The following is a 26,596-nucleotide window of genomic DNA, read 5'->3' on the forward strand; positions in this document are numbered from 1 at the left end:
TTAGTTATGTACCCCATTTTAAATTTCCGAAAACGCTATCATTAGTATAAAAAATAATATTATTAGAAAAGCTAACTTTGTTTTGACAAAAGACTAAAAATAATGTAAATTACCAAAGGACGAACATTTTTACTAAAATAAAAAATAATATTCGTTTTTAGGAGTGTGTTTTATGGATAATGTATTTGATTACGAAGATATACAATTAATTCCCGCAAAATGTATTGTAAATAGCCGTTCTGAATGTGACACTAGTGTGATGCTTGGTGGCCACAAATTCAGACTTCCCGTTGTCCCTGCAAATATGCAAACAATTATAGATGAAAATATTGCAGCAAAATTAGCCGAACAAGGCTATTTCTATATCATGCATCGCTTCAATCCTGAAAAACGTGCAGACTTTGTCAAAGATATGCAAGCTCGCGGATTAATCGCTTCTATCAGCGTTGGTGTAAAACCAGAAGAGTACACATTTATTGAAGAATTAGCTAAATCCAATTTAACTCCAGATTATATTACAATCGATATTGCTCATGGACATTCAAATGCCGTGATCAATATGATTCAACATATTAAACGTTTGCTTCCTACTACATTTGTTATTGCAGGTAATGTTGGAACACCTGAAGCTGTACGTGAACTTGAAAATGCCGGTGCAGATGCTACTAAAGTTGGGATTGGACCTGGTAAAGTATGTATCACTAAAATTAAAACTGGCTTCGGTACAGGTGGTTGGCAATTAGCTGCACTTCGTTGGTGTTCAAAAGCTGCAACTAAGCCAATAATTGCAGATGGCGGTATCCGTACACACGGCGATATTGCAAAATCTGTCCGTTTTGGTGCTACAATGGTCATGATTGGATCATTATTCGCAGGCCACGAAGAGTCTCCTGGTCAAACAGTTGAAAAAGACGGTAAACTATACAAAGAGTACTTCGGCTCTGCTTCTGAATTTCAAAAAGGTGAAAAGAAAAATGTTGAAGGTAAGAAAATGTTCGTTGAATATAAAGGCAGTCTAAAAGATACATTAATTGAAATGGAACAAGACCTTCAATCTTCTATTTCATATGCTGGTGGTACAAAGCTTGAATCTATTCGCAATGTTGATTATGTTGTTGTAAAAAATTCTATTTTCAATGGCGATAAAGTGTACTAGTAATAATAAATATAAAAAACTGCACTTACATTTCTGTTAGAATGTAAAGCGCAGTTTTTTTATATTCTCTATATTTTTGTATTTTATAAAGCAATATTTTGATTTATTTATCAGAATTTTTGGGAATTTAAATAATAATTATTCTATTGAAGTATCATATACCTATGTATTATACTATCTTACGGTAACAAATTACTAGTATAGAAATCAACAGCACGTTCTATAGTTACACATAAAGGGAATCCGAAAATCATTTCCTATCAATTACATAGTGAGGTACTTCAAGTGAAAAAGATATTAAATTGGAAGCTGCGTACTAAATTAATAAGTTCATTTTTGGTTATTTTAATAATACCTTCTCTTATTTTAGGAGGAATTGCATTTTACAGCACAACTATTCAAATTGAAAAGGAACAAGTGAATAGTGCTAAATCTAGTATCAATCTTTTAAACTCAAGTATAACAAATACGATTGATCCAAAAGTTCATGATGCACAATATTTTTCCAAAAGAATCACTTCTTCATTATTAATTTCTTCAAAGAATTCAGAGTTACGTAAAATTTTAGATCAATATGTCAACGAGCATCCCGAAGCCGCAATGGCCTATGTAGGAACTGCACATGGCGAAATGATTCGTATGCCATTTTACCAATATCCAAAAGATTATGACCCCCGTGAACGCCCTTGGTACCAAGAAGCAATGCAAAAGAACGGAGAAGTTGTTATTACAGAACCTTATGTATCTTCTACCAGTGGGAATCTAGTCATTACGATTTCTAAAAAATTAGCTGATGGTTCAGGAGTTATTGGAATCGATATCAGTATTGATACATTGCGTAGTATTACAAACAAAATAAAGATTGGCCAAAATGGTTTTATTTCATTAGTAGATAATAATGGTGTTTATATTTCGCACCCAAATAAAAAAAGTGGAAGCCCTGCAAATGAATCATACATAAAAAAAGTTATGGCTAATTCAATGGGACAAATGACGAACAAAAAACATGAAATTCTCTATATGACCAATAATTCAACAGGTTGGAAAGTAATTGGTTCAACAGACAAATCGGAAGCAACTAAAGCATCATTACCAATGCTCTATACTAACATGATTGTACAAATCATCTTCTTCATTATTGGAGGAATTGTAATTTCGTTAATCGTTCGTTCTATTATAAAACCAATTGACCGTTTAAAAAATAGTGCACAAAAAGTAAGTGATGGTGATTTAACAGAAGATATTGTTGTTAATTCAAATGATGAAATTGGCGAACTATCAAAATCATTCATCGATATGAAAGATAAACTTTCTACTTTAATAAGTAAAGTAAACAATAGCACCACCCTAGTGCGCTCTTCTTCGGAGGAATTGTCTGCAAGTGCAAGTCAAAATATAGCAGCCTCTCAACAAATTGCCGCCGCTATGCAACAAGTGACTATTGGAACTGAAAATCAAACTGTAGGAATAGAACAAAATGCGGTTTCAGTAGAAGAAGTGTCTATAGGTATTACAGCTATAGCTGAGGATGCTTCTCAAGTTTCCAATCTTTCAGTACAAGCCACTCAACAAGCAGAAGAAGGTGGAAAATCCATTCAACATACAGTATCTCAAATGGATTCAATTCACCAGTCTGTGACTCAATCTGATACTAAAATTAAATCTTTATATGACCGTACGAAAGAAATAGGGGCAATTTTGGATATCATTGGTGATATTGCTGACCAAACAAACTTACTAGCACTTAACGCGTCGATTGAAGCTGCAAGAGCTGGCGAACATGGAAAAGGGTTTGCTGTTGTTGCAGATGAAGTGCGAAAACTTGCAGAGGGTTCTAGAGAATCGGCATCAAAAATTGCAAGTCTTATTACCTCTGTCCAACAAGATTCTGGGGAAGCCGTGAAAATAATGGGTCAGACTTTAGAGAATGTCAAAAAAGGCATTACGATTTCTCAAAGTACTGCGACCAAATTTGAGGCAATTATTGAAAGTATGCGAGATATTACGCCAAAAATTGAAAATGTCTCTGCAACATCCGAACAAATTTCAGCATCGATTCAGGAAATAGCTGCAACTGCAATAAATCTTAACGACCATGCCAAAGATAATGCTGCTGCTTCTGAAGAGGTTACTGCTTCTACAGAAGAAACATTGTCTTCTATGGAATCTATGGAATTGGCAGCAGGGCAATTACTTAATATGGCAGAAGAATTACAACAGATTGTCCAACAATTTAAGATTCAATAATATTAAAAGGCTATCCAAGAGTGAGGTACTAAGAACACTTTTGGATAGCCTTTTCCTTATAGTAAATTATTTATTCTTCTGCATTACTGCAAAATAATTATTCTCAACATCTGCAAAGTTAAATACTTTGCCACTAGGTAGACTTATCATCTCTCCTACGGTGATTCCCTTTTCTTTAAATTCTTCGTATAAGCTCTCTACCTTATCTGTAAAAAACATTAAAGAAGGTGTTTCTAAATTTAAGTATGGCTCCATTTCCCCAATTACCTTTTTGTCATAAAGCATAAAGCTTGTCTCTGCAACATTAGTAGGTGCAATTTCAATTTCACGTACTGGGCCATTCATCCCTTCAGAGCGGATAACAAACCCTACTTTTTCAGTCCAAAATTCTTTCACTGCGTCTTGATCGTTTACATAAAGCATAACCTGTCCTAGTCGTTGAATCATCATATACCCCTTTCAAATTATAAGTTTCTTCTATATATTATTGACTATACATACGATTTTATAAAGGATATTCTAAGCACTTTTCATAAATATTCCTGTCCAGCATAAATTTATATAAAAAAGGTGGGGTTAATATTAATAACGATTTACAATTTATCCGATATTTTTTACCTCCGACCGCAACTATTTTAGAATTACCACAAAAGGGGCCGCTGATTCAACATATTGATGTAGATGGCGATTCTGTTGAAGAATTAGTGAGCGCATACATTTATCAAGGGGATACCTTTTTATTGATGCTAAAGCAAATCAATTTTCAGTGGCAGCCAATTGTTCACCTCAAAATAGACGAGCATACAATTGCCGGAATACATTCATATAAGCTTAAATCTAGTACAAAAAAGGCTTTAGTCATTGAATGGAATACAAATGAATTGCCACCGTATTTAGATTACTTAACTTGGACACCGAATGGTTTTGAAAGACTACCTGTTGACTCTCCGCAGGTAATAATTACAAAGAGTTACGGAGATGTCACTGGAGATGGTGTAATCGATACCATTTACCTTACAGGGACCAAAAAACCCGATAGCCCATATTGGCAAGATATAACACTTGTTATCTTCCAACAATCCAAAAATGCTATTGAGAGGATACCCTTAAAAGACCACAGTGGATACAATCCGACAATTTTCCTTGGTGATTTAACTGGCAACCATGTAAATGACATTCTAGTTACCATTGATACAGGAGGTAGTGGGGGCACAATCTATACTGATATCTTTTCATATATAGATGGTAAGATGCATCACATTTTTGATGGAGATGAGTATCAAGAACGTTCAAATTATAATGTTACATATGAGGATTTTTACAAAGTACGTGTAACAAGTTCATCGCCTCAAAAACGTTATCTATTAGATATTCAGTATAAAGGAAAAGAGTATTTATCAGAAATATATAATATAAACGGTTCGTTAAAGGCCCCTATTGAAGGTTGGGTCGATCCAATAGGAGGGCTATATCCTATTGATTTTGATCGTGATGGAATATATGAACTGTTAGCATTTCAGAAGATTGCCGGTAGATATCATGCAGATGGCTTGGGGTATGTACAAAATGTATTGAAATGGGATGGCAAACAATTTGCTACAGAGCGCCAAGAGATTTCAATTGAAGGCGAAAATTTATAACAAACCTTAAAGAGTTCACTAACCAAAAAGGTAAAGCCCTCATTTACTAGCTAGTTGGCTTTACCTTTCTTTTAAGTTCTAAATTATTTTACTTTTTTTAAAGTGAATTTTTGTTGTTCATAATTTGAGAAATCCAATACTACTTCTAGGTAATTGCCTTTGGTTTCTTGTAATTCAAAACCTTGGCTTATTAGCCCTTTCCAAAGTGCTAAGTCTAATGCATAAGGAGCTTCATGCTGAAGAATATCAACGAAGTTTTTAGATAATGCAACTTGATACGTTCTTTCATCATTTTGAATACATAATACATATGTTCTCCAAGTTTCTACAGTAACTTTATACCCTTTATGCCACTCCTGTAATTGGCCTTCAATATCGCTTGCTACACGTTTAAAGAACTTTCTTGTTGCAAAACTATTTGCCATCGTTGTTCTAAAAAAAGCATTTGTATTCATCACATTCTCTCCTTCGCTTTAATTTCCTAGTTATCTTATAGGTATTATATAAAATTGTTTATAAGAAGTAAACTACTATCTAAAAAATTCTTTTTAATTGAATTCAGATAATCTAAAATACCCTCTCATATTTTAGTTTCCATTTGCATAAAAATTTGGTACAGGGTATCAAAGTAGCATTTAAATACCCTTCAACGTAAAAATGGAATTTAGAAAGACCAATTGGAATTTGAACAAAGGTTTTATATTGAAGTTCCATACTAAGACATTACCAAATAAATTAGAACAGGAGAGAAAAATTGCAGAAGATGCTGCCAAGGAACAAGCCATTAAGATTGATACTGAGAAAAAGGCAAAAGCAAATGCTGAGGCAAAAAAGGACACAGTTAAGAAAGCCTGAAAAGAAACGGCAAAAAGTGTTATCAGAACAACAAACCCTTATCACCAACTAGCCCTTTCAGATCAATATTTGAATAGCACTTCCCAAGAAGGCACCATCATTGGTGATTTTAGTACTGTTATATAAGGATTAGAGTTGTTCAAATTGGACGATTCCTTCCATATCGAAAGCCTCGTTTAAAAAAGAAAGGGAGTCATAAAAGTGTCCTTTTGCACCTTTATGACTCTTTCTTTATGTACTCTTGCCTTTTCTAAAGTTAAAATTTATTTCACATTCTTACTTAATTTATTAATAAATAATTTGAAATCATCTTTTTTCGACAAATATCGCCGTTATTTGACAAACTTCTATTGACATTCATTGTATAAATGTTTAGAATTTTTATATTATTTAAACGAAACGAGTGTACAAAATGAAAAATTCTATTTTCCGTAAGAAATCAGTTGATGAGCTTTTACACGAACGCGGAAAAGTTCACTTAAATAAAACAATTGGTGCATTCGATTTAATGTTACTAGGAGTCGGTGCTATTGTAGGAACAGGAATTTTCATACTTCCAGGAACCGTCGCTGCTGAGCACGCTGGTCCGGGAATTATCTTTTCCTTTATCATAGCTGCCATCGTCTGCACATTTGCCGCTATGTGCTACTCTGAATTTTCTTCATCGATTCCAGTAACAGGCAGTGCATATACCTATAGCTATGTCGTATTTGGCGAACTAGTTGCTTGGCTTGTCGGTTGGTCCTTAATATTAGAATATGGACTAGCTGTAGCAGCAGTTGCAACGGGTTGGTCAGCATATCTTAACTCATTATTAGCAGGCTTAAACATTCATATCCCTCTTGCCATTTCAGGAGCATTTGATCCTACCAAGGGGACACTAGTGAATATACCAGCAATCTTAATTATTTTATTTACAGCACTCTTTTTAACTAAAGGCGTTAAAGAATCAACTCGCCTTAATTCCATTATGGTTGTTATAAAAGTAACAGTTATTTTACTGTTTATTTTTGTTGGTGCGTTCTATGTAAAGCCTGACAACTGGCATCCTTTCACCCCATTTGGCACAAGTGGTATTTTATCTGGAGCTGCTCTCGTCTTTTTTGCATATTTAGGTTTTGATGCCGTATCATCAGCAGCTGAAGAGGTAAAGAATCCACAACGGAATATGCCAATTGGAATTATTGGTTCTCTTCTTATTTGCACCGTCTTGTATATTGCTGTATCGCTTGTTTTAACAGGAATGATTCCCTATACTGATTTAAATGTAAGTAACCCTGTTAGCTTTGCCATGCAAATGGTCCATCAAGATTGGGCATCAGGTATCATTTCTCTCGGTGCAGTCCTTGGAATGATGACCGTCATTTTAGTAATGCTTTATGGAGGGACACGCCTTATTTATGCATTTAGTCGTGATGGTTTACTACCAAAAATCATGTCTGAATTAGAACCAAAACATCATACACCTGCCAAAAATACATGGATTACAGCAATACTTATTGCATTTTGCGCAGGATTCATTCCATTAGATAAATTGACAGAGTTAGTTAACATAGGCACCTTATTAGCGTTTACAGTTGTTTCAATTGGTGTGATATTTTTACGAAAAAACAAAGGAATACCAACTGGTGGATTCAAGGTTCCATTCTTCCCAGTTATACCTCTTATCTCATTTGCCTTGTGTATTTTCTTAATCACAGAATTATCTACACATACTTTCATTTTTTGCGGAATCTGGATTATTATCGGGTTAATCATATACTTTATGTACGGCAAAAAGCACAGTCTATTGAACAAATAAAGTCGCAACCAGTCAATCCACATGCCTATACATTCCAAATTCTTTAGGATATATTAAAATCGGGTGATGAGATGAAAACAAATATTTACTTAGACAATGAAAAGTTAATCGCAGGTATTACGATGAAAGATCTAAATGAACCAGAAGAAGGAAATATGGCTCTCCATACATGCCTAAACCCAGAAGATGTGCTAGCTAATCGCAAGAGACTTGTAGCTACTTTGAATTGTGGGTTAGACAACTTTGTTTGTGCCAATCAAACACATAGCGCAAACGTTCATAAAGTAACAATTGAAGACATCGGCCGTGGTGCAAAAAGTAAAGAAACCGCGATTCCAAATACTGATGCCCTTTATACTTATGAATCGAATCTGTTATTGGGTGCATTTACTGCAGATTGTGTTCCAGTTACTTTTTATGATGAGAAGAGCGGTCTGATTGGTGTAATCCATTCTGGATGGCAAGGGACTGTTAAAGAAATTTCACTAAAAACTTTTGAGCATCTACAACAGATGGAGCATTGTAATCTAAACGATTTACATGTCCATCTTGGGACGGCACTTAGTCAAGAAAAGTTTGAAGTTGACGAAGATGTTTACTTGAAATTTAAACAACTAGGCTACGCTGATGATTTTATGTTTTATAATGACCAAACCCACAAGTATCATATAGACAATCAAAAAACCGTAAAAAAACAATGTGAACTAGCAGGAGTTCCATCTGACCACATTACAATTGATGAAACTTGCACTTTTATAAATCCCCAAGGCTTCTCATATCGCCAAGACAAAAAGGCTGGAAGACACTTGACGTTTATTATGAAAAAAGAAGATTAAATGTAATTGAATAAGAATTAGTCCATTACTTAGCATTGAAAAAGATGATTTCTATATTTATAGGAATCATCTTTTTTATCTTATAGATGCATTTTTAGTTGTTCCATTTTTGTCTTCTATCCTCGTTTAACCCAATTCAACTTTTAATAATATATATTCTCTTTAACATATACTCTTATGATGAGCAATTTTATATTTAAGGAGGAACATTTTTTTGGACATATTTGTTAGACCTGGGGATTCATTTTGGCATTATAGTCAACTATTTGGAATTCCACTGCAATTAATTTTGGATTCTAATGGTGGTAATAATCCGCAAAGTCTTACCGTAGGGCAAACCATTCAGATTCCCGGGTTTATAGCTACAAGTTACCAAATTAAAGACGGAGACAATTTGTGGGCAATTTCTCAGAAGGAAAACATCCCTCTTGAAAGAATATTGCTCGTTAATCCCGGGCTTAATCCCTATTATTTATATATTGGTCAAACAATAAAAGTTCCTAGAAGGGTTACTTGGAGGATTATTAATGGGAAACAGGAGTATGACTACAGTCTTATGACTAATGATATTAAAAAATTACTTGCGATATATCCATTCTTACAAACGTCTTCTATTGGAAATTCAGTATTAGAGAAAAGTATTCCAGAAATTCGAATAGGATCAGGAAACAAAAAGGTCCATTATAATGGTTCCTTCCATGCAAACGAATGGATCACTACCCCAATTATCATGAATTTTTTAAACGATTATTTACTTTCTCTAACAAACCATACACCTATCCATAGGATTTCCACCTTCCCTCTGTATCAGCAAACATCTTTGTTCATTGTGCCAATGGTCAATCCAGATGGCGTTGATTTAGTGTTGAATGGACCACCTGAGAATGAGTTATGGAGAGAAAGAGTCATGGAGATGAATCATAATAGTGATGATTTTTCTGGATGGAAGGCGAATATTAGAGGCGTAGATTTGAATGATCAATTCCCTGCCGATTGGGAAAAAGAGCGAGCTCGTAATCCTAAAAAACCTGGTCCAAGGGATTATGGAGGAGAAAAGCCATTATCCGAACCTGAAGCAATTGCAATGGCTGAACTGACAAGAAAACAGGATTTCGCATGGGTACTTGCTTTTCATACACAAGGTGAAGAAATTTATTGGGGATTTAATAACCTCGAGCCGCCTGAATCTGAAGACATGGTGAATGAATTTAGTAGAGTCAGCGGCTATGAAGCAGTTCGTAATGTTGAAAGTTATGCAGGATATAAGGATTGGTTTATTCAAGATTGGCGCAAACCAGGGTTTACAGTTGAAGTTGGTAAAGGGGTCAATCCACTATCTTTAACACAGTTTGATACAATTTATGAAAAAACCTTGGGGATTTTTCTAGCAGGACTATATTTATAAATTAAAGCGTTAAAAAGGCGGCAATTGTTTGATTGCTGCCTTTTCTTGTTCCATGTGAAACGTGATAAAAAATCCCATCTTAATTCCTCCATGGTTAATAGGGTTAGTACCTTGTATGTATCATTCTTTACATTGGATATCTAACACCTTTTTCCTTTAGATGAATACAATACACTTAAAGTAAACCGATAAAGTGAAACTTCAATCAGTGGAGGTTTTCCTCCATATCCCTCTGATTGTTAGTTGAAACCATCATGCTTTATGGGCAGTTTATCTAAACCCTGCCCCTTTGAATTTTCTCAAGCCTTGAGATGGAATCTTACTGAACATTAATACGGATAAAATGGGGTTTGAAAATGGAGTATATGATTAGTGTTGAACCAGGTGTAAGGATTTTTGTCAATGATATGAACCCAAATGGCAAGAAAACAATTCTGTTCCTGCACGGTTGGCCAGCAAACCACAAAATGTTTGAATATCAATATAACGATTTTCTAAAAGAAGGTTACCGGTGCATAGGGATGGACATGAGGGGGTTTGGGAAATCAGATAAGCCTTTAAATGGATATGATTATAATCGACTTGCAGATGATATTCGATATGTAGTGGAGGCTTTAGGATTATGGGATTTCACATTGGCTGGCCATTCCACAGGGGGAGCTGTTGCCATTCGATATATGGCACGCCACAATGGATATGGTGTTAACAAACTTGCACTCTTTGCCGCTGCAGCACCTAGCCTTATTCAACGTCCTTATTTCCCATATGGTTTAAAAAAGGAAGATGTTGAGAAGTTAATTCTTGAAACGCAGAAAGATCGCCCTAACATGCTTCGTGGATTTGGCGAACAATTCTTCTATCAAAAAATCTCTAAAGCCTTCTCAGACTGGTTCTTCCAATTGGGTTTAGAAGCTGCAAGTTGGGCAACTATAGCTGTTGCTAATACTTGGTTAGTTGAAGAATTGTTTTATGATCTTGCTAAAATCCATGTTCCAACTATAATTCTCCATGGCGTTCACGATCAAGTTGTGTTATTCCCATTAGCACTTGCTCAACAACAAGGGATAAAACATGCGAAGTTAATACCATTTGAAAATAGTGGGCACGGCTTGTTCTATGATGAACGGGAAAAATTCAATCTGGAGTTTTCTCGCTTTCTTCTACAAGAATAGAATGGATTTATGACTTTAAATAAAAAAGAGAAGCAAACCATCATTTGGTGAGTATGCTTCTCTTTAACTTTTTTATGTTTCCTACGATAAGCAGTTAAACGCTTACTTTAGAGGCAGCAATAGGCTCCTTTAGCCACAGAACTTCTGACATTGGCTGAGAATCACATCCATATAATTCTTGTGATTTAAATGCATGAACCTCTTTATAAATATTTTGCATTCTACTAAGCACCCAGCTTTCAGTTGCACGTTCTGGAGACCAGCAATAAATATCCATAACATTTAACTCACCTGTAACCATATGAATTCTTTCGTAACCTATAGAATCCATCTTTACGAAATCATTTCGGTCATAGAATCGAATTCTTTTTTCCGAGTCGGGATCACTAGCAGTAATAGGCTCTACCTCTAATATAATGGCTTTCCCCTTTTTCTTAAGTTCATTAAGAACTAAGCTTCCAATACCTTTTCCACGAGTTTTTCCTGTTACAAGGATATAATCGATGAAAATGTAATCTAGTTGTTCAAAATACACAAGAGTATATTCTGGATCCTCCAAAAGTTTGTAGATTCCTTGTTTCTCTTGAAAAAGTAATTCAAAATGTTTTTTTGACTTCATTTCTCTTTCTGGAAAATACTCCATTAGCCTATTGTACCAGTTACTCATCCCTTACACTCCTCCAATTAAACTTTTAGATAAACCTAATTTCCCCATTGCATAAAATTACCACTTTCAATATAATATTTTTAATATTATATTTATTCTATAAAATCTGAATATTGCATTTCCAATTCTAACATCTCAATTCAATAATAGAAATAAGAGATATTGTCGAAAATGATTAATATTCAATTACAATAATTACAGAATTGTAAAATTTTATAGAATTTAAATAGAAACATTCAAATATAATAGAATCTTCAGTAAAATAGAAATTGATTTAAGCACTTCAAATATTTTACAGACAGGGAGTTTAGTAGACATGGAAATTAAAGAGAATCATAAGAAAAACACAGCGTTGTTAGGATGGAGTCTACAAGCAATTGAGGCAATTGATAAATTGGATCGTCCTTATGTTGTTGTTGGTCCACCTGAATTTCAGACTTTTGCTGAAGCAAATGGCATTCAGTTTGTTCCATGGCAGTTTGATGTTTCAATCGAAAAAGCAGATGAACTCTATGAAAAATTAAAAGAACTTCAAACAAAAGTTGTTGTTCCAATATATGAAAATACGGTTGAATGGGCTGGCGTTTTAAACGCCAAAATATGGAATAACCCTAAAATCTTCAACAAATCCCTTCTATTAAGAGATAAAGGCTTAATGAAACGTAGAGCACACCTAGCCGGACTACGAGTAGGCATTTTCGAAGAGGCATATGATAAAAATGACGTCCATCGTTTCTTTAATCGTATTAATCAAACATTAATTAAAAGTGATGGAGATTTTGAGCCAATTCATGTAAAGCCATTTGACAAGGCTGGTACCGTTGGCCATTTATTCATTAAAAAGCCAGATGATATTGAACAGATCATTGATTCTGAATTTCCTCTGCTTATGGAAAGTCACTTGGAAGGACAAGAATTTTCATGTGAGGCCTTTATCCATAACGGCAAGGTTAAATTCTTAAACATAACGGAATATGTAAAGCTTGGTCACTCTAATTTTGTTCCAGCTTCACCTTCACTTGAAAAATATCGACCACAAATTAGAAAAGAAATTGAAAAGATTGTTAATGGCTTTGATGTCAAGTATGGAATGATTCATCCTGAGTTTTTCGTTACCCCTGATGGAACAATATACTTTGGTGAGGTTGCTGGGCGTATTCCTGGAGGCCATATTTTTGAGCATATTGAAAACGTTTATGGGTTTAGTCCATATCAAGCTCAGATACTTTGCAGCGACCCAGAAACAACTGAAGAAGAACTTAATGCCTTTTTCCCTAAAGAAGTAGTTTCGTCAAAGGGATTTTCTGGTAATGTTATGGTGTATCCAAAAGTAAAAACTGTTGAAAAGCTTGATATACCAAAAGAGCTTAAAGAACATCCTTATTTTGTAAAGCATGACATGTTTATTCCTGCAACATCCAAGGTATCAGAGCGGGTAGGTTTCGGAAATCATTACGGAACTATTTTCTTCTTCGGCGAAGATAGCAAGGAAATTAAATCCCTTTTAGAACAATATGAAAAGCACAATTTCTACCTATAAGGAGGATATGAAGGATGACTACTTCAACTACTGTGAAAAAGCAAAGTAATGAAGCGAATACAAAAAAGACTAATACTGCAAACAGAAAAAAAAGATTAGATAGAAGAACTTCTATATTAAAGAACAAATTTGAAGAAGCACTAAAAACACTTGATCAAGCAAAACCATTTGCTAAGAGCCTTTATCAAACACAAGTATTCCAATTAGCTGTTGAGCTTGCTTCTACAAAAGAAGGTATGCCTGTTATTTATAGCTATGCACATTTGTTCGATCAAGCTGGTGTTTTCAACGGTGGACAATGGGAAGATGTAACAAAGATGCAACCTCCATTCGTAGGTGGCTCGCTTCGACTTAAAGGCATCAATTCCATTATTGAATTGTTAAGTGAAATGAGAATACTTGCAATTGCAAAAGGAAGCTATGTACATGAGAGCATAACCGAGGAAGATGCAAGCACATTCCTAAATGAAGTACTAGCTTTAAATCTTGACCTTTTATTCCCTACTGATGTCGATACAGAGTCTCCTTTAGAAGATCACACTATTCGAGCTCAAAACTTATTTGATTATCTTGGACAAGAACTTTCTTTTAATGCAATCGCTGATAAAATGGTTCAGGAGATTGATAGACTAACTGTTCAACGGCCAATCATTACACATAGAATATTGGATATGGTCCAAATGTCTTATCGTTTAATAAAACATAGCACCATCGATGATAAATCTGTAAAAGCTCTTGAAAAGTATTTCCTTGCTACTTCTGTTCCTACTCCATTAGGTAAGAATGTATCAGATCAACGGGAATATAGACTGAAATTAGAACAGGCGAAAGAGGAAGAACTTGTTACAGAGGCTAAAGTATTTGCACAATACATGAATGGAACTGGTCTTGTATCTCCATTCCATGCGGTCCTACTTCGCTTCCTTAATCGCAAACATCAAGATATTATTCAAGCAGCACTTGATTTATCTGAAATAGGAATTGCAAGTTTCAATGCAAATAAAGAATTAATCCATGATATTATTCAAATATCCATTTACCCTGAAACAAGACAAGCCATCTACGGACTTGCTAAATTGCTTGATCGTGGTGTTCTCTCTGTAGAGCCATTAATCCCTGCAATTCGCAGACTTTTTGAACTTCCTATTAATGCTCAAGTGCGCAATTTGCTTGCCAAATTTGCGAGCGAGCAAAGCGGAATTACAATCAATGGCATTCTTATTTCTGGTGTTATTAGCGTACTTGGACAGCCACTAGGTATTGGACAAGGTCTAAACCCTATTTGTCAATCAGCCAGAGCAATTTCTCTATGGGCACAGTTTGATACTGTAAGATTAGTAGAATACATTACTCGTGCAGCAAGAGACAATGATATTGAAATGACTTTTGAAGGCGAGAAGATTAATTCCAGCCTTTTAGGTATTGGCGTTGCAAGTGAAATCCAAGGTGACTTAGACCCAGTGTCTATTATTCTTGTCCCTCATCTTGACCGAGTTTATAACGAAATGATGAAAAGAACTCTTCTTCGTGGTGAAGACGGTCATAAATGGGTAAACCCTGAGTTCTATGGCGAATGGATTTCAAAAGGTTTTATTAATGTGATTGATCAATTTACATTGAAGGTTACAAATTATTCAGCATTTGTGAAACTATTTTATGCTACTCATCATCCAGACTATAATGAAGGTCACGAATTAATATATCCAAATCCTGTAGGCATATTTATTACAAATGTACACGCAGAGTTACTTGGCTTACATGCCGTTTCGATTCAAAGAATTAAAAAAGACCAAAATGGGGAATATCGCATTTACTTCTACAACCCTAATAATGATAGTGGACAAAATTGGGGACAAGATATCAGAGCAAGCGTTACAGGCTTTGATGAAAATGAGGGAGAGTCTTCCTTGCCATTCCATGAATTCGCATCAAGATTGTACGCATACCATTATAACCCATACGAACAAGGTGATACCTATATGGTAGAAGATCATCTTGTTGAAAAGGTAGAAGAATTGGCAAGAAAAAGCTGGGGCAAAAACTATATTTGGGCATAGTGAAACAACCCCAGTAGCAGCCAATTCTTATAAACAATAAAGTTTAAAAAAGACCCGAATCTTTCGTGGTCTTTTTTAATTAAAGTATATGCCAAAAATTTGAAATAATGTTTATTTAATGGTACATTAATTGGAATTTCAAATAATCTAAAAGTAAAAACAACAATTGTTTATACAGTGTTTCATTCATTCATATAATAAATTAAGGCACTCTTTTCTCTCAAATTTTTTCAAATAAAGCATTTTGGTTGAATAGTAACTCATATTGTACTCCACAATAAAATATATAAAGGACATTTACTTTAAAGGAGGATAGATATATGGGACTTTTACAATTTTCTTCAGAGAATGCATTTCAAAAAGCCTTTTACCAGTTAGCACAGGCAACCTTACCAAGTAAAAAGTTATTTCAACAAACAGTATTAGATGAAGCATCAGTCCTTCTAGAAGAACATAATGGATTAGAAATACTTTATCATTATGCGCCTCTTTTTGATCAGGCAGGGATTTTTATTGGGAAACCGTGGGAAAATGTCCAAAAACTTAACCCTGTGCTTGTTAGAGGTACTTTTCACGCCGGGGGCTCCACGGCAGTAGCCGAAGCATTAAGTGAATTAAGAATTCTTGCCATTGCAAGTGGTGACTATGTACATCCAGAAATGACTGCAACTGAAGCAAATGAATTTTTGACAAAAGTTTTAGCTTTAAATATCGATTTACTTCTTATGAAAGAAACAGAAGAAAACCGTGTAAATATGCTTTATAAGGATCAACAGGCATCTGAAATTTTAAGGTTTATTTCAGAACACTGTTTTTCACCACGTGTTTTTCAAAACGTTTATCAAGAAATAAATAACCTTGCTGTCCAAAGGCCTATTGTCACTGATAAAATATTGAAATTAATTGCTAGTGCAAAAAAATTAACAGATGGATTAGAAAATGTAGATGCAAGCTTGCTTCTATATGAAAAGGCAGTCTATTCACCCTCAGATATGTCTACTGGCATTGATGTAGAAAATTATGAAACAAAATTAAAAGAAGCTAGTGTTTTACAACTAACAACAGAAGCTGAGCAGCTCCTAACATCTATGGTACAAACAGGGCTAGTATCAACATACCATGCAATTTTTTTAGATTACATTAATAGAGAAAAGCCTGATTTGTTACACCACATACTTGCTGTTGATCAAAAAGCAAAGGATAACCTACAATCAAATTTATCCCTTATTTCTTCTCTTATTACTACCTCAATTACCCGACAAACACGGAGAAGCATCTATGGACTTGTGCGTTTATTACAAAGAGATATATTTACAAATGAACTTATTATGGAATTGGAAGCGCTTATGAAGGTTCCTATCCAAGATAAGATTAAAAATAGACTGATTTATTATCATAAATCAGCAAATACTGATACTCTCAAAAAGCTGCTGGTTTCAGAAATTATAAGCATTTTAGGTACCCCTTTAGGCATTGGGCAAGGGTTTAATCCTACTTGTCAATCGACAAGAGCACTTAGTTATTGGGCACAAAAAGAGCCCGTCTTGCTACTCAAAATGTTTAATCAATTTCTAAAAAAAGGGTATATCACAATTCATTTTGAAGGGAGAGCTTTTTCCTCTGACATACTATCCCCAGTTCCTCTTGAAGATGAAGTGAATATTGATGCGGTATCTTTCCTTTTAATTCCTCACCTAGATTCTATTTACTTTGAAATGTTAAAGGCTGCTGACGGACGTGGGCAAGACTCGCATAAATGGATTAATCCAGCGTTCCATATGACTGGAATATGGCCAGGGTTTTCTGATATTTATAGTGACTTTGATTTTCAAGCTAATTTCCTTCGTCACTATCATCCAGTAAACAACCCTGACGTCAATAAAGAATTACCACAACCTGTTGGTATAACAATTTATAACCGCTCTGGTCAAGTGCTTGGCGCACATGCAGTTTTGATTCAAAGAGTTGCTCCTGATCCAAACGGTATAATTCGTGTTTACTTTTACAATCCAAATAATGACAGTCTCCAAATTTGGGGAAGTTCCATACAAACAAGTGTTAATGGTAATGGAGAACTTGAAGGGGAATCATCCCTTCCTATTGAAGAATTTGTGCATTTTTTGTATGCATTCCACTTTCCAATATAAGAGGCAAGCGTAAGTAAGCAATTCATAACTTTGTATTCCAGAAAAAACTACAATATTAAATAGCCAAGACAAAAGCCGATTTTCTGAAATTCTGAAAATCGGCTTTTTATTAGCCCTATAAGTAGGAAATTTTATAACTTAAAAACAAAGAAACATATGTAAGAGCCTATCCCTTATTCATTAACTTTTAAAACTCCAGCAGGCAGGTAATAAGAAAGGTTATTGGTAATGTTACCACCTATTCTATAACCAATTGCTGTCGCCTTTCCATTAAGTAGGAAACTTCCGAGTAGGAGTTTTCCCCGTTGTTTTCCCTTATTACAATTAAAGGTTATTGGCGGATGCTCTACAAATTGCTGATAGACAGGAATGAATTCTGAATAAGACCTTTCAACATCTGCATGGATTAACTGACCATCTTTATTAAAAATTTCTACTGTGTCACCTTCTCTCCCGAAAGAGGGCTTTTTTACATAGGGGATACCCTTTTGTAAAAAATAATCAGGCTCAAGATAAGTTGGTAGAAAATATTCATCTATCCACGTATGTTCCTCTTCAGTAAAAAAGGGATGATGCTCCTCATGCAATCCCCAAATTTCTGACTGAACTGCTTTATTTTGTAATAAAAAGGCTGACGGGGGGTTATAATAGAAAGTTTTTGCTCCCTGATAAGTTCCAAAAGCCATAGCCCAATTGGATTTCCTCTCTCGTCTTCATCCATTATTAAGTTTTCTATAGGGAATGTTTGCCGATAAAGGATGTCTATTTTGATGCTTTTGATGCCTCTTTCATCAAAAAGGCCCACACCTCTTTGGATTTGAAGCTTATGGAGTGGTGCAAAGGTAGATGGTATAAGATTTTGTTAAATGAACCCAGTACGTTTATTTCTTTATGAGCATAAGTAGGAACCTTAATACTCACTTCTTTAATGATGTTGTACTTTCCTTTCTTTAAAAACAAAGAACCTTCAATCCAAAGATGGATTAAAGGTTCTTTGTTTTATTTCAATAATAAGCTGTTCTCCACTGAACTTTTTACTATTTGTTTAAGTGAAGAGCTTTATCTGTTGAAGCATGAAGTTCTTTAAGAAGTTCTGGGTTATCCATAAGTTTAGTACCATATGAAGGAATCATTTCTTTAAGTTTTGGTTCCCATTCCTCGATATATTGAGGGAAACATTTATTGATAATATCAAGCATTACGTGAACAGCAGTAGAAGCACCTGGAGATGCACCTAACAATGCAGCAACTGAGCCATTAGCTCCAGTAATTACTTCTGTACCAAATTGAAGTGTCCCTTTACCACCTTTTTCGGTATCTTTGATAACTTGTACACGTTGACCTGCTACTACGATATCCCAATCTTCACCTTTAGCAGTTGGAATGAATTCGTGTAACTCTTCAATGCGTTGATCTTTTGATAACATTAATTGTTGAACAAGGTATTTTGTTAAATCTAAGTTTTTGGCACCTGCTGCTAACATAGTGAACACATTGTTTGGTTTTACTGAACCTAATAAGTCCATATTTGAACCTGTTTTTAGGAACTTAGGTGAGAAGCCAGCGAATGGTCCAAATAGTAGTGATTTTTTATTGTCAATGTATCGTGTATCAAGATGCGGTACAGACATTGGTGGTGCGCCAACTGCAGCTTTACCGTAAACTTTTGCATGATGTTGTTCAATTACTTCTTGGTTATTACATACTAAGAAGAGACCGCTTACAGGGAATCCACCAACATGCTTGCTTTCAGGAATACCTGTTTTTTGAAGTAGAGGTAGACTACCACCGCCAGCACCGATAAATACAAATTTAGCAGTATGGTATTGTAGTTTACCGTCAGCGCTTTTTACTTTTACTTCCCATAGTCCATCGCTGTTTTGTTTAAGAGTTTCAACTGTATGTTCGTAGTTAACTTCTACATTTTGATTTTTTAAGTTATCAAATAACATACGTGTTAAATTACCAAAGTTAACGTCTGTACCAGAGTCAATTTTTGTTGCAGCAATTGGAGTATTTGAATTACGGCCATCCATAATTAGTGGAATCCATTCTTGTAGTGTTTCTGGATCTTCAGAGAATTCCATACCTTCGAAAAGAGGGTTTTTTGAAAGCGCTTCAAAACGTTTTTTAAGAAATTCTACATTTTTTTCACCTTGTACTAAACTCATATGAGGTAGTGGCATGATGAAGTCCTCTGGATTACTGATTCGCTTGTGATTTACTAAGTGAGACCAAAATTGTCTAGATAATTGGAATTGTTCATTGATATTAATTGCTTTGCTGATATCTAGTGTGCCATCTGGTTTTTCTACTGTATAGTTAAGTTCGCAAAGTGCAGAGTGTCCTGTACCTGCGTTATTCCATTCATTAGAACTTTCTTCACCAGGTTTGTTTAATTTTTCAAATACTTTAATGTTCCAGTCAGGTACTAATTCTTTAAGCATAGTCCCCAAAGTTGCACTCATTATTCCGGCACCAATTAAGATAACGTCTGTTTTACTTTGTCTGTTACTCATTTTTACCATCCTTATACATTAAATTTGCAAAAAAGGAAAGGCGCTCCTGCAAATCAAGTACAGCAAGCAGGGTACGACCTAGTCACACACCTTTTCTGTATCAATTATATCTTTTAGCGTATCACAATTAATTATTGATTAAAATATCTTCTATTATATAATAGTTAAATGTTTATTAAAAGCGATAAAAAGCGTCATTTTCGTACATTATTTTCTGTTTTATTGCTTATTTAAGCAAATGTAGGTTATTTCGCGTGATATTTTGTCATAAAATTTAGTTATTTATATTTTTTGGGGGTTATTTCATAAATATTTACTTGCTGAAAAGCCAATTCAATATTCATTTTATTTTGATGTACTAAAACTAATATTTCCAGTGAACTAAGTGGATATAAGCCTATTAAAATAATAGTTTTCTTATCATAGAGTATAAAATTGTTTCACGTATAATAATTCCATTTGCATCTAATAATGTAGTTAATTCTATAATTCATTAAATTCATGAGGATTAATATGCAATAACCCCCGATGAATTTATGAATTCACCGGGGGTTATTTACTATCCTTGATTCTTTTGCTGTACCTCATGTAATTGTCGTTTTATGAGCTCTAGGTATTCTTTATTTTGCGTTATTGTATCCATATGCTCACCATACTCGACTGCATTTAAGAATGCATTTTCTGCATGCTCTATTTGATTGAAAGCATGCTCAAGTGCTATCTCTTCCGGATGGGATTTTGCTTGTTTCAACAAACGCTCTGCCTTTGTGACAGAGTTACCAAACAAAGTGCTTGGATGATCCTGTTTCCAACTTACATCTGAGTGCTTAGCCAATATGATTTCATCCTTTCCTACCAATTAGATAACCACATTATCTATTATGTAGTATTGGAAGTGTCCAGAAAAATATGCATAAGGATCACTTTAAAGAAGAAAAACATAGTCAGTCTTGAAGTATAGAGAGCTCACTTTTATCGTAAGTAGTTTGAAGTATTACATCAACAGCATCTACGGATGAGTTTTTTGTATAAAATAATTTTGCCCTATGCTTAATCAAAGTTAATTGGAAAGAATTATCCATAATTTGCTTAACTTTTTCAATTACATCATTTTCATCATCACATAACATAGCCAGTCCTAAATTCATAAGATAATCTGCATTTTCTTCTTCCTGGCCTGGTAAAGGCTTATATATTAATAGCGGCAACTCCATTACCATAGCCTCTGTGATTGTGACCCCACCAGGCTTTGAAATCAAGAGATCAGATATAGCCATTAACTCATTAACATTTTCGCAATAACCCAATATCAACAATTTGTGTTTAGAATTGCACAATTCCTCTGATAGTAGCTTTTGCAGTTTTTTATTTCTTCCACATACGAAAATAAGCTGAATAGAGACATCAATCTTTTCGAACGCCCTGATAGTACCAATACCTTTTCCTATAAAGCCATCTCCGCCCCCCATTACGAGGATAGTAAAATGGTTTGGTTTTAGTCCATACTTAAATGCTAACTGTTCTCGCGATTGTGTGTGGCTAAATTTTTGCATTATTGGAATACCCGTACAATTAATTTTTTCACTCTCAACTCCTGCAGCAATTAAGCTATCCTTTACCTTTTTAGAGCCTACTATATATTGATCGGTGAAGGGATGAATCCAATAAGAATGATTTGTATAATCTGTAATTACTGTGACGTTGGGTATATCGATTAACTTGCTCTCCTTTAACCTTGAGATAATACTCGCTGCAAATGGATAGGTACTTATGACCACTCTTGGGTTTGTTTCTCTTATAGTTTCAAGCATCGTATTCATACCAGATGAAAACAGAACATCTAATTTAACGGAAAAAGAGCTTCGTATTTTTGTTTTTTGATAAAAATAACCGTAGATAATTGGGAATTTCTTTATTACTTTTTTATAAAAATATCTACTTACTGGATATAAATACGGATGAAGACCTAGCATAACGTCAATTGTAATAGGCTCTAAATCTGAAGCATAATAATTTATTGCCTCACTAATAGCTTTTGCAACTTGCTTATGACCATCCCCAAATGTTGCCGAAAGTATTAAAATTTTATCCTTCTCTTTTATTGACACGGCTTCACTCCTTACTACATCTGAATCCATGTTTTCCTGAAATTTCTCCATTAAGCATACCTCTCATCTATAGAAAAGCATTTTTTATGTATATTGACGTAGGAAAATGGGTTAGTTTATATTTACTTCAAAAATTAATATTTAAAAGGAACGTTTTAAATTTAAAATTCCATTGAATATGGTTTCATTTTTAACTTGTAATTGAGTGTACTTTGCCAACATCAACTAATTGGATAACAACATTATCTAGAGCATAGTACTGGATTTGTCCTGAAAATATGCACGGATACTTAGCAAAACTTTATATTCTAGTAAAAGGATTGTTGAACGTAACGCGAACTAATGATTTTAATTGGCAGGAAATCCACTAATCTGCGGAAATATATAAAAGCAAAAGCACATCACCTTTAGCATGATGTGCTTTTACTTTAATTCTTAATTAAAAATTGAGGCTAAATAGGTTTGAATCGTTTTAGGCAATGTTTGAAAGAATAATCCTTCATATTTAATATCGAGTAGTCCCGCAATGAAAATTATTATAATTAAAATTATAAAAAGGGGTTTCTTATTTTTTTTAGAAATCCTCTTCAAATAGAATCCCTCCTCTTTAAAAAAGATAATTTGATAGACAGCTAATTAAGTATATAGTGATTCATGCAAAATACATATATTATTCTTGAAAAGACTACTCGCAGAAATCAAAAAATAATCACCGTAAGGTTTGCAAACTTTTGGAGGTGATAGATTAAGCCTATTATTTAATGACTTCTATAAAATGTTTTAAAATTCTTGCTGTTAATCCCCAAATCGTATACTTCTCATAATCGAAAAACCATTCTTCTATTGAGCGCGTTCTCCATTTATATTGATTGCCATTCATAATTTTATCAAATGGGAAATCTGGTGAAGGCACTGGTTCAGACGATACTAAATGCATAGACGGCTCAGTATTTAATAGCCATTTAACTGGTACTGTAAATACTTCTTCAACTTCCTCTTTGTTGTATGAATGAATACTTTGATTGTAGTTGATTGTTGCCACAAATGGATAGACAACAAATGAAGGAGAAGCAATATACGGACTTAATTGTCCAACAACATTGATATCCTTTGGGTCGATACCTAATTCCTCATTGGCTTCACGCATTGCCGCAGCCATTGGAGATTCATCCGTTGGATCAATTCGACCACCTGGGAAACTAATGTCCCCTGGTTGTTTCCTCATAGTAAATGAACGTACCTCAAATAGGATATGCCACTCATTATTTACTTGAATAAGTGGAATCAAAACTGCTGAACGAAACGCTGTTTCCTCTCCAATGAATAAAGAATGATTTTGGCTTAATTGATTCTTCAATCGATCTAGGAACATGAACTTCCCTCACTTCAAATGTTTTAATATTTTTAATCGTATCATTAATAGATTCATGGATAAAGAAGATTCAAATAGTGATTTTATAAAATATAGCAGCCTTGCAAAAATATTTTATGATATGATGTTTAGACTGTGTATCTACCCAATGACACAATTACAACCATCAAAGAAAAGAGGTATTTATGCACCCCCAAAAATTATCTAAGCAACATTGGTTGCTTATTCTAACTCTTACTTTATTAACATTTGTTCTAGGGACAAGCGAATTTATTATTGTCGGAATCTTAACCGATATTTCCTCTAGTCTTCATATAACAAATGCAAAAGCGGGCACCCTCGTTTCTGCGTTTGCAATTTCTTTTGCAATCGGCACACCACTAGTGATGTCAGCTACAAGTCAATTTCAAAAGCGCAGATGGATGTTACTTTTAATAGGATTTTTCATCATCCTAAATGCTTTGTGCACCATTTCGACGAGTTACATCATGCTCATTGTCCTTCGGATGATGATTGCTATTGTATCAGGAGTATTAACCTCTCTAGCCATGATTGTTGCAAGCGAAACTATGCCTATTGAAAAGCGCGGACTTGCTATTTCATTTGTTTTCGGTGGTTTCACACTTGCAAATGTCGTTGGCGTGCCAATTGGTACTGTCATTGCTGAATGGTATGGCTGGAATGCTACTTTCATGTTAACCACTTGCCTTGGGGCATTAGCGTTTTTAACATCCTTTTTCGTCTTGCCAAATAAACTTAGCCAAATACGCAGTTCGATACGGGATCAGCTTTCTTTATTGACCAAGCCACGAATTTTGATGGCTTTTTTCATCCCTGCTCTTGGATTTGGTGCGACTTATGTGGTCTTTACGTTCCTTGTCCCTATTTTGAAGGGAATGGAAGTACCAAATCATTCAATTAGTTTCATCTTGTTTGGGTACGGATTTATCTCGATTTTCAGTAACATCCTCGCTGGTAAAATTGCTAGTTACAATGCAATTGGTCGGCTTCGGTTTGTTTTTCTCTTACAGGCAATTGTACTGATAAGTTTATTTTGGACAACAAATTACTTTGTTTTAGGACTTGTAAACATTGGCTTGATGTCTTTAATGTCCATCCTCTTAACAACATCTACTCAACTTTATTTGATAGATCTTGCCAAAATTTATCAGCCAAAGGCAACAGGACTCGCTGCTTCACTTATGCCAGTGGCTAGCAATGTAGGAATCGCTTTTGGTTCTGCATTAGGTGGAATAGTGTACCATCAAGTAAATTTAATAAATGTAACATGGGTAGGTGGGTTAGTTGCAGTCTGTGCAAGTCTACTAACTTTCCTTAGTTATCAATTAGACCAAAAGCAAAAGAAAGCAGCATAAAGGGGCCATAAACATACTTCATTGCAATTATTTGTTCTCAAGAAGCCTACAGTCTCTTTTCGTTATATTTAATGAAATTAAATTTATCCCTTATAAAGAATGTAAAAGAGTATTAAGGACACTTAGTTGTGCCTTGATACTTTTTTAATTACTGACCATTTGCTTATTAATAGTTTGGTTTCACTTTCTCTCTTGCTCAAATGTAGCTTATATTCTCTTTTCTCTATAGCTAATTCCTAAAAAAGTGTTAAAATAGATAAAATTCACCTTAGAAGGAGCACAAGTATGCAACAAAAAATATCATTTTCTACCTATGCCATCATTGGTACGATGCTGTTCGGAATGTTCTTTGGGGCAGGAAATTTAATTTTTCCAATCCAAATGGGGCAACTCGCTGGCACGAACTTTTGGCCGGCATTAATCGGCTTTTTAATAACTGCAATCGGACTTCCATTTATGGGCATTCTAGCATTTGGTTTATCCGGAAGTAATGGATTACGTCATTTAGCAAGTCGAGTTCATCCACTATTTGGGGTCATCTTCTCTGTAGCACTCTACCTAACCATTGGACCGTTTTTTGCCATTCCACGTACAGCAACAGTACCTTTCGTGGTCGGTTTTGAACCATATATCAATCCAGCACATAGCAGTTTATATCTCGGGCTCTTTAGCTTTGTGTTTTTTGCGATTGTCTATTATTTCTCCTTAAATCCAGCAAAAATCATGGATTATATCGGCAAATATTTAACCCCTGCATTTTTAGTGTTTTTATTAATTCTGATTGTCATTGCCATTATCAAACCGATGGGCCATTTTGGTAATCCAACAGGTGACTATAGCAACTTAGCTTTTATAACGGGCTTTAAAGAAGGATATAATACGATGGATGCCCTTGCGTCACTCGCATTTGGTATTGTTGTCATTCAAGCGATTAAGGGACAAGGCATTACTAATACGAAGGAAATCGCCAAAACCACTTTGAAATCAGGCATATTTGCTATGGTATTAATGATGCTAATTTATGGACTCATTACCTACATGGGGGCATCAAGTGTATCTGCCATCGGAACACACGATAATGGTGGTTTGATCTTTGCTGCAGTAGCTCAGCATTACTTCGGTTCATTCGGATCCATTTTATTGGGGATAATTATCGTATTAGCTTGTTTGAAAACGAGCATTGGACTTATTACGTCTTGCAGTGAATTTTTTAATCAACTATTTCCAAAAGTAAGTTATAAATTGTTTGTTCTTGTATTATGTCTTATGTCATTTTTCATTGCCAACTTTGGTTTAAATAACATCGTTCAATATGCGGTACCAGTATTAATGTTACTGTATCCATTAGCCATTGTACTAATCATATTAGCCCTTTGTTCCCCTTTATTTGGCCATAAGCAAAGTGTTTACTTGATCACAATGTTCTTTACTTTTTGTGTAAGCCTGTTTGACGGCTACAGTGCGTTAGTCGATAGCTTACCAGGTGCGTCTCTCTCTTTGTTTAATTCTATTAAACAGTTCTACACAGATTATTTACCACTTTACGATATTGGACTTGGCTGGATTTTTCCTGCTATAGTTGGTGTTTTTATAGGCATTTTATGGCCAACAAGTGGTAAGAAAGCTACTGCCTGATAATATATTAAGAACCAGCTCAGAGTAACTTCTAAGCTGGTTCTTATAATTTCCCCTACTTAT

At 34.7% G+C, this 26,596-nt stretch carries 21 protein-coding genes; 13 read left to right on the forward strand and 8 right to left on the reverse strand.

Features of this window, described 5'->3' with window-relative positions; all coding sequences use genetic code 11:
* Positions 1-172 precede the first annotated feature (172 nt).
* Together guaC and ACWV26_RS19645 are read left to right on the forward strand one after the other, a co-directional pair.
* The gene (gene guaC, locus ACWV26_RS19640; RefSeq protein WP_455896337.1) at positions 173-1,156 is read left to right on the forward strand and encodes a GMP reductase; all 984 of its coding nucleotides are present in this window, start codon (positions 173-175) and stop codon (positions 1,154-1,156) included.
* A 285-nt stretch (positions 1,157-1,441) separates the two neighbouring features.
* The gene (locus ACWV26_RS19645) at positions 1,442-3,403 is read left to right on the forward strand and encodes a methyl-accepting chemotaxis protein (protein ID WP_455896338.1); all 1,962 of its coding nucleotides are present in this window, start codon (positions 1,442-1,444) and stop codon (positions 3,401-3,403) included.
* A gap of 66 nt (positions 3,404-3,469) precedes the next feature.
* Here the strand turns inward: ACWV26_RS19645 and ACWV26_RS19650 are convergent, their stop codons facing one another.
* Complete coding sequence (locus tag ACWV26_RS19650) at positions 3,470-3,850, reverse strand: VOC family protein (RefSeq protein ID WP_455896339.1); 381 nt, start codon at positions 3,848-3,850, stop codon at positions 3,470-3,472.
* Between the two features lie 296 nt (positions 3,851-4,146).
* Between ACWV26_RS19650 and ACWV26_RS19655 the strand changes: the two genes are divergently transcribed.
* Complete coding sequence (locus ACWV26_RS19655; RefSeq protein ID WP_455898307.1) at positions 4,147-5,043, forward strand: hypothetical protein; 897 nt, start codon at positions 4,147-4,149, stop codon at positions 5,041-5,043.
* A gap of 83 nt (positions 5,044-5,126) precedes the next feature.
* Here the strand turns inward: ACWV26_RS19655 and ACWV26_RS19660 are convergent, their stop codons facing one another.
* Entirely contained in the window at positions 5,127-5,498 is a 372-nt protein-coding gene (locus ACWV26_RS19660; RefSeq protein WP_455896340.1) for a hypothetical protein, read from the reverse strand.
* Positions 5,499-5,745: 247 nt separating this feature from the next.
* On the opposite strand from ACWV26_RS19660, the gene ACWV26_RS19665 reads away from it, so the two are divergent.
* The 5 genes from ACWV26_RS19665 to ACWV26_RS19685 all read left to right on the forward strand — a co-directional run bounded on the left by ACWV26_RS19665 (position 5,746) and on the right by ACWV26_RS19685 (position 11,112).
* Complete coding sequence (locus ACWV26_RS19665) at positions 5,746-5,898, forward strand: hypothetical protein (protein WP_455896341.1); 153 nt, start codon at positions 5,746-5,748, stop codon at positions 5,896-5,898.
* Positions 5,899-6,310: 412 nt separating this feature from the next.
* Positions 6,311-7,699: an amino acid permease gene (locus ACWV26_RS19670; protein ID WP_455896342.1), complete on the forward strand. Its 1,389-nt coding sequence runs from the start codon at positions 6,311-6,313 to the stop codon at positions 7,697-7,699.
* Between the two features lie 71 nt (positions 7,700-7,770).
* Entirely contained in the window at positions 7,771-8,535 is a 765-nt protein-coding gene (gene pgeF / locus ACWV26_RS19675) for a peptidoglycan editing factor PgeF (RefSeq protein WP_455896343.1), read from the forward strand.
* 214 nt (positions 8,536-8,749) lie between these two features.
* Positions 8,750-9,940 carry a M14 family metallopeptidase gene (locus ACWV26_RS19680; RefSeq protein ID WP_455896344.1) on the forward strand — a complete coding sequence of 397 codons (1,191 nt, stop codon included), beginning with the start codon at positions 8,750-8,752 and terminating at the stop codon, positions 9,938-9,940.
* Positions 9,941-10,296: 356 nt separating this feature from the next.
* Positions 10,297-11,112, forward strand: coding sequence for an alpha/beta fold hydrolase (locus ACWV26_RS19685; RefSeq protein WP_455896345.1), 816 nt, complete (start codon positions 10,297-10,299; stop codon positions 11,110-11,112).
* A 94-nt stretch (positions 11,113-11,206) separates the two neighbouring features.
* On the opposite strand, the gene ACWV26_RS19690 is transcribed toward ACWV26_RS19685, so the two are convergent.
* Positions 11,207-11,779, reverse strand: a complete 573-nt coding sequence (locus ACWV26_RS19690; RefSeq protein WP_455896346.1) for a GNAT family N-acetyltransferase — start codon at positions 11,777-11,779, stop codon at positions 11,207-11,209.
* 316 nt (positions 11,780-12,095) lie between these two features.
* Here ACWV26_RS19690 and ACWV26_RS19695 point away from each other — a divergent pair, with 316 nt between their 5' ends.
* From ACWV26_RS19695 to ACWV26_RS19705, 3 genes are all read left to right on the forward strand, one after another.
* Positions 12,096-13,319 carry an ATP-grasp domain-containing protein gene (locus tag ACWV26_RS19695; RefSeq protein WP_455896347.1) on the forward strand — a complete coding sequence of 408 codons (1,224 nt, stop codon included), beginning with the start codon at positions 12,096-12,098 and terminating at the stop codon, positions 13,317-13,319.
* 14 nt (positions 13,320-13,333) lie between these two features.
* Positions 13,334-15,376 (forward strand): hypothetical protein, encoded by a 2,043-nt coding sequence (locus tag ACWV26_RS19700; RefSeq protein ID WP_455896348.1) that lies wholly within the window; start codon positions 13,334-13,336, stop codon positions 15,374-15,376.
* 320 nt (positions 15,377-15,696) lie between these two features.
* Positions 15,697-17,523, forward strand: a complete 1,827-nt coding sequence (locus tag ACWV26_RS19705) for a hypothetical protein (protein ID WP_455896349.1) — start codon at positions 15,697-15,699, stop codon at positions 17,521-17,523.
* A gap of 173 nt (positions 17,524-17,696) precedes the next feature.
* On the opposite strand, the gene ACWV26_RS19710 is transcribed toward ACWV26_RS19705, so the two are convergent.
* The 5 genes from ACWV26_RS19710 to ACWV26_RS19730 all read right to left on the reverse strand — a co-directional run bounded on the left by ACWV26_RS19710 (position 17,697) and on the right by ACWV26_RS19730 (position 23,522).
* Positions 17,697-18,209 carry a glutathionylspermidine synthase family protein gene (locus ACWV26_RS19710; protein ID WP_455896350.1) on the reverse strand — a complete coding sequence of 171 codons (513 nt, stop codon included), beginning with the start codon at positions 18,207-18,209 and terminating at the stop codon, positions 17,697-17,699.
* Between the two features lie 351 nt (positions 18,210-18,560).
* Positions 18,561-20,042, reverse strand: a complete 1,482-nt coding sequence (locus ACWV26_RS19715) for a malate:quinone oxidoreductase (RefSeq protein ID WP_455896351.1) — start codon at positions 20,040-20,042, stop codon at positions 18,561-18,563.
* A gap of 559 nt (positions 20,043-20,601) precedes the next feature.
* Entirely contained in the window at positions 20,602-20,877 is a 276-nt protein-coding gene (locus ACWV26_RS19720; RefSeq protein WP_455896352.1) for a hypothetical protein, read from the reverse strand.
* Between the two features lie 109 nt (positions 20,878-20,986).
* Positions 20,987-22,201, reverse strand: a complete 1,215-nt coding sequence (locus ACWV26_RS19725) for an MGDG synthase family glycosyltransferase (protein WP_455896353.1) — start codon at positions 22,199-22,201, stop codon at positions 20,987-20,989.
* A gap of 703 nt (positions 22,202-22,904) precedes the next feature.
* Positions 22,905-23,522: an NUDIX hydrolase gene (locus tag ACWV26_RS19730; RefSeq protein WP_455896354.1), complete on the reverse strand. Its 618-nt coding sequence runs from the start codon at positions 23,520-23,522 to the stop codon at positions 22,905-22,907.
* Between the two features lie 185 nt (positions 23,523-23,707).
* On the opposite strand from ACWV26_RS19730, the gene ACWV26_RS19735 reads away from it, so the two are divergent.
* A complete protein-coding gene (locus tag ACWV26_RS19735) occupies positions 23,708-24,898 on the forward strand; it encodes an MFS transporter (protein WP_455896355.1) in 1,191 nt (396 codons plus the stop codon).
* Between the two features lie 285 nt (positions 24,899-25,183).
* On the forward strand, positions 25,184-26,533 hold the full coding sequence (gene brnQ, locus ACWV26_RS19740) for a branched-chain amino acid transport system II carrier protein (protein WP_455896356.1): 1,350 nt from the start codon (positions 25,184-25,186) through the stop codon (positions 26,531-26,533).
* Positions 26,534-26,596: the final 63 nt, after the last annotated feature.

This window comes from Rummeliibacillus sp. JY-2-4R (assembly GCF_053847205.1).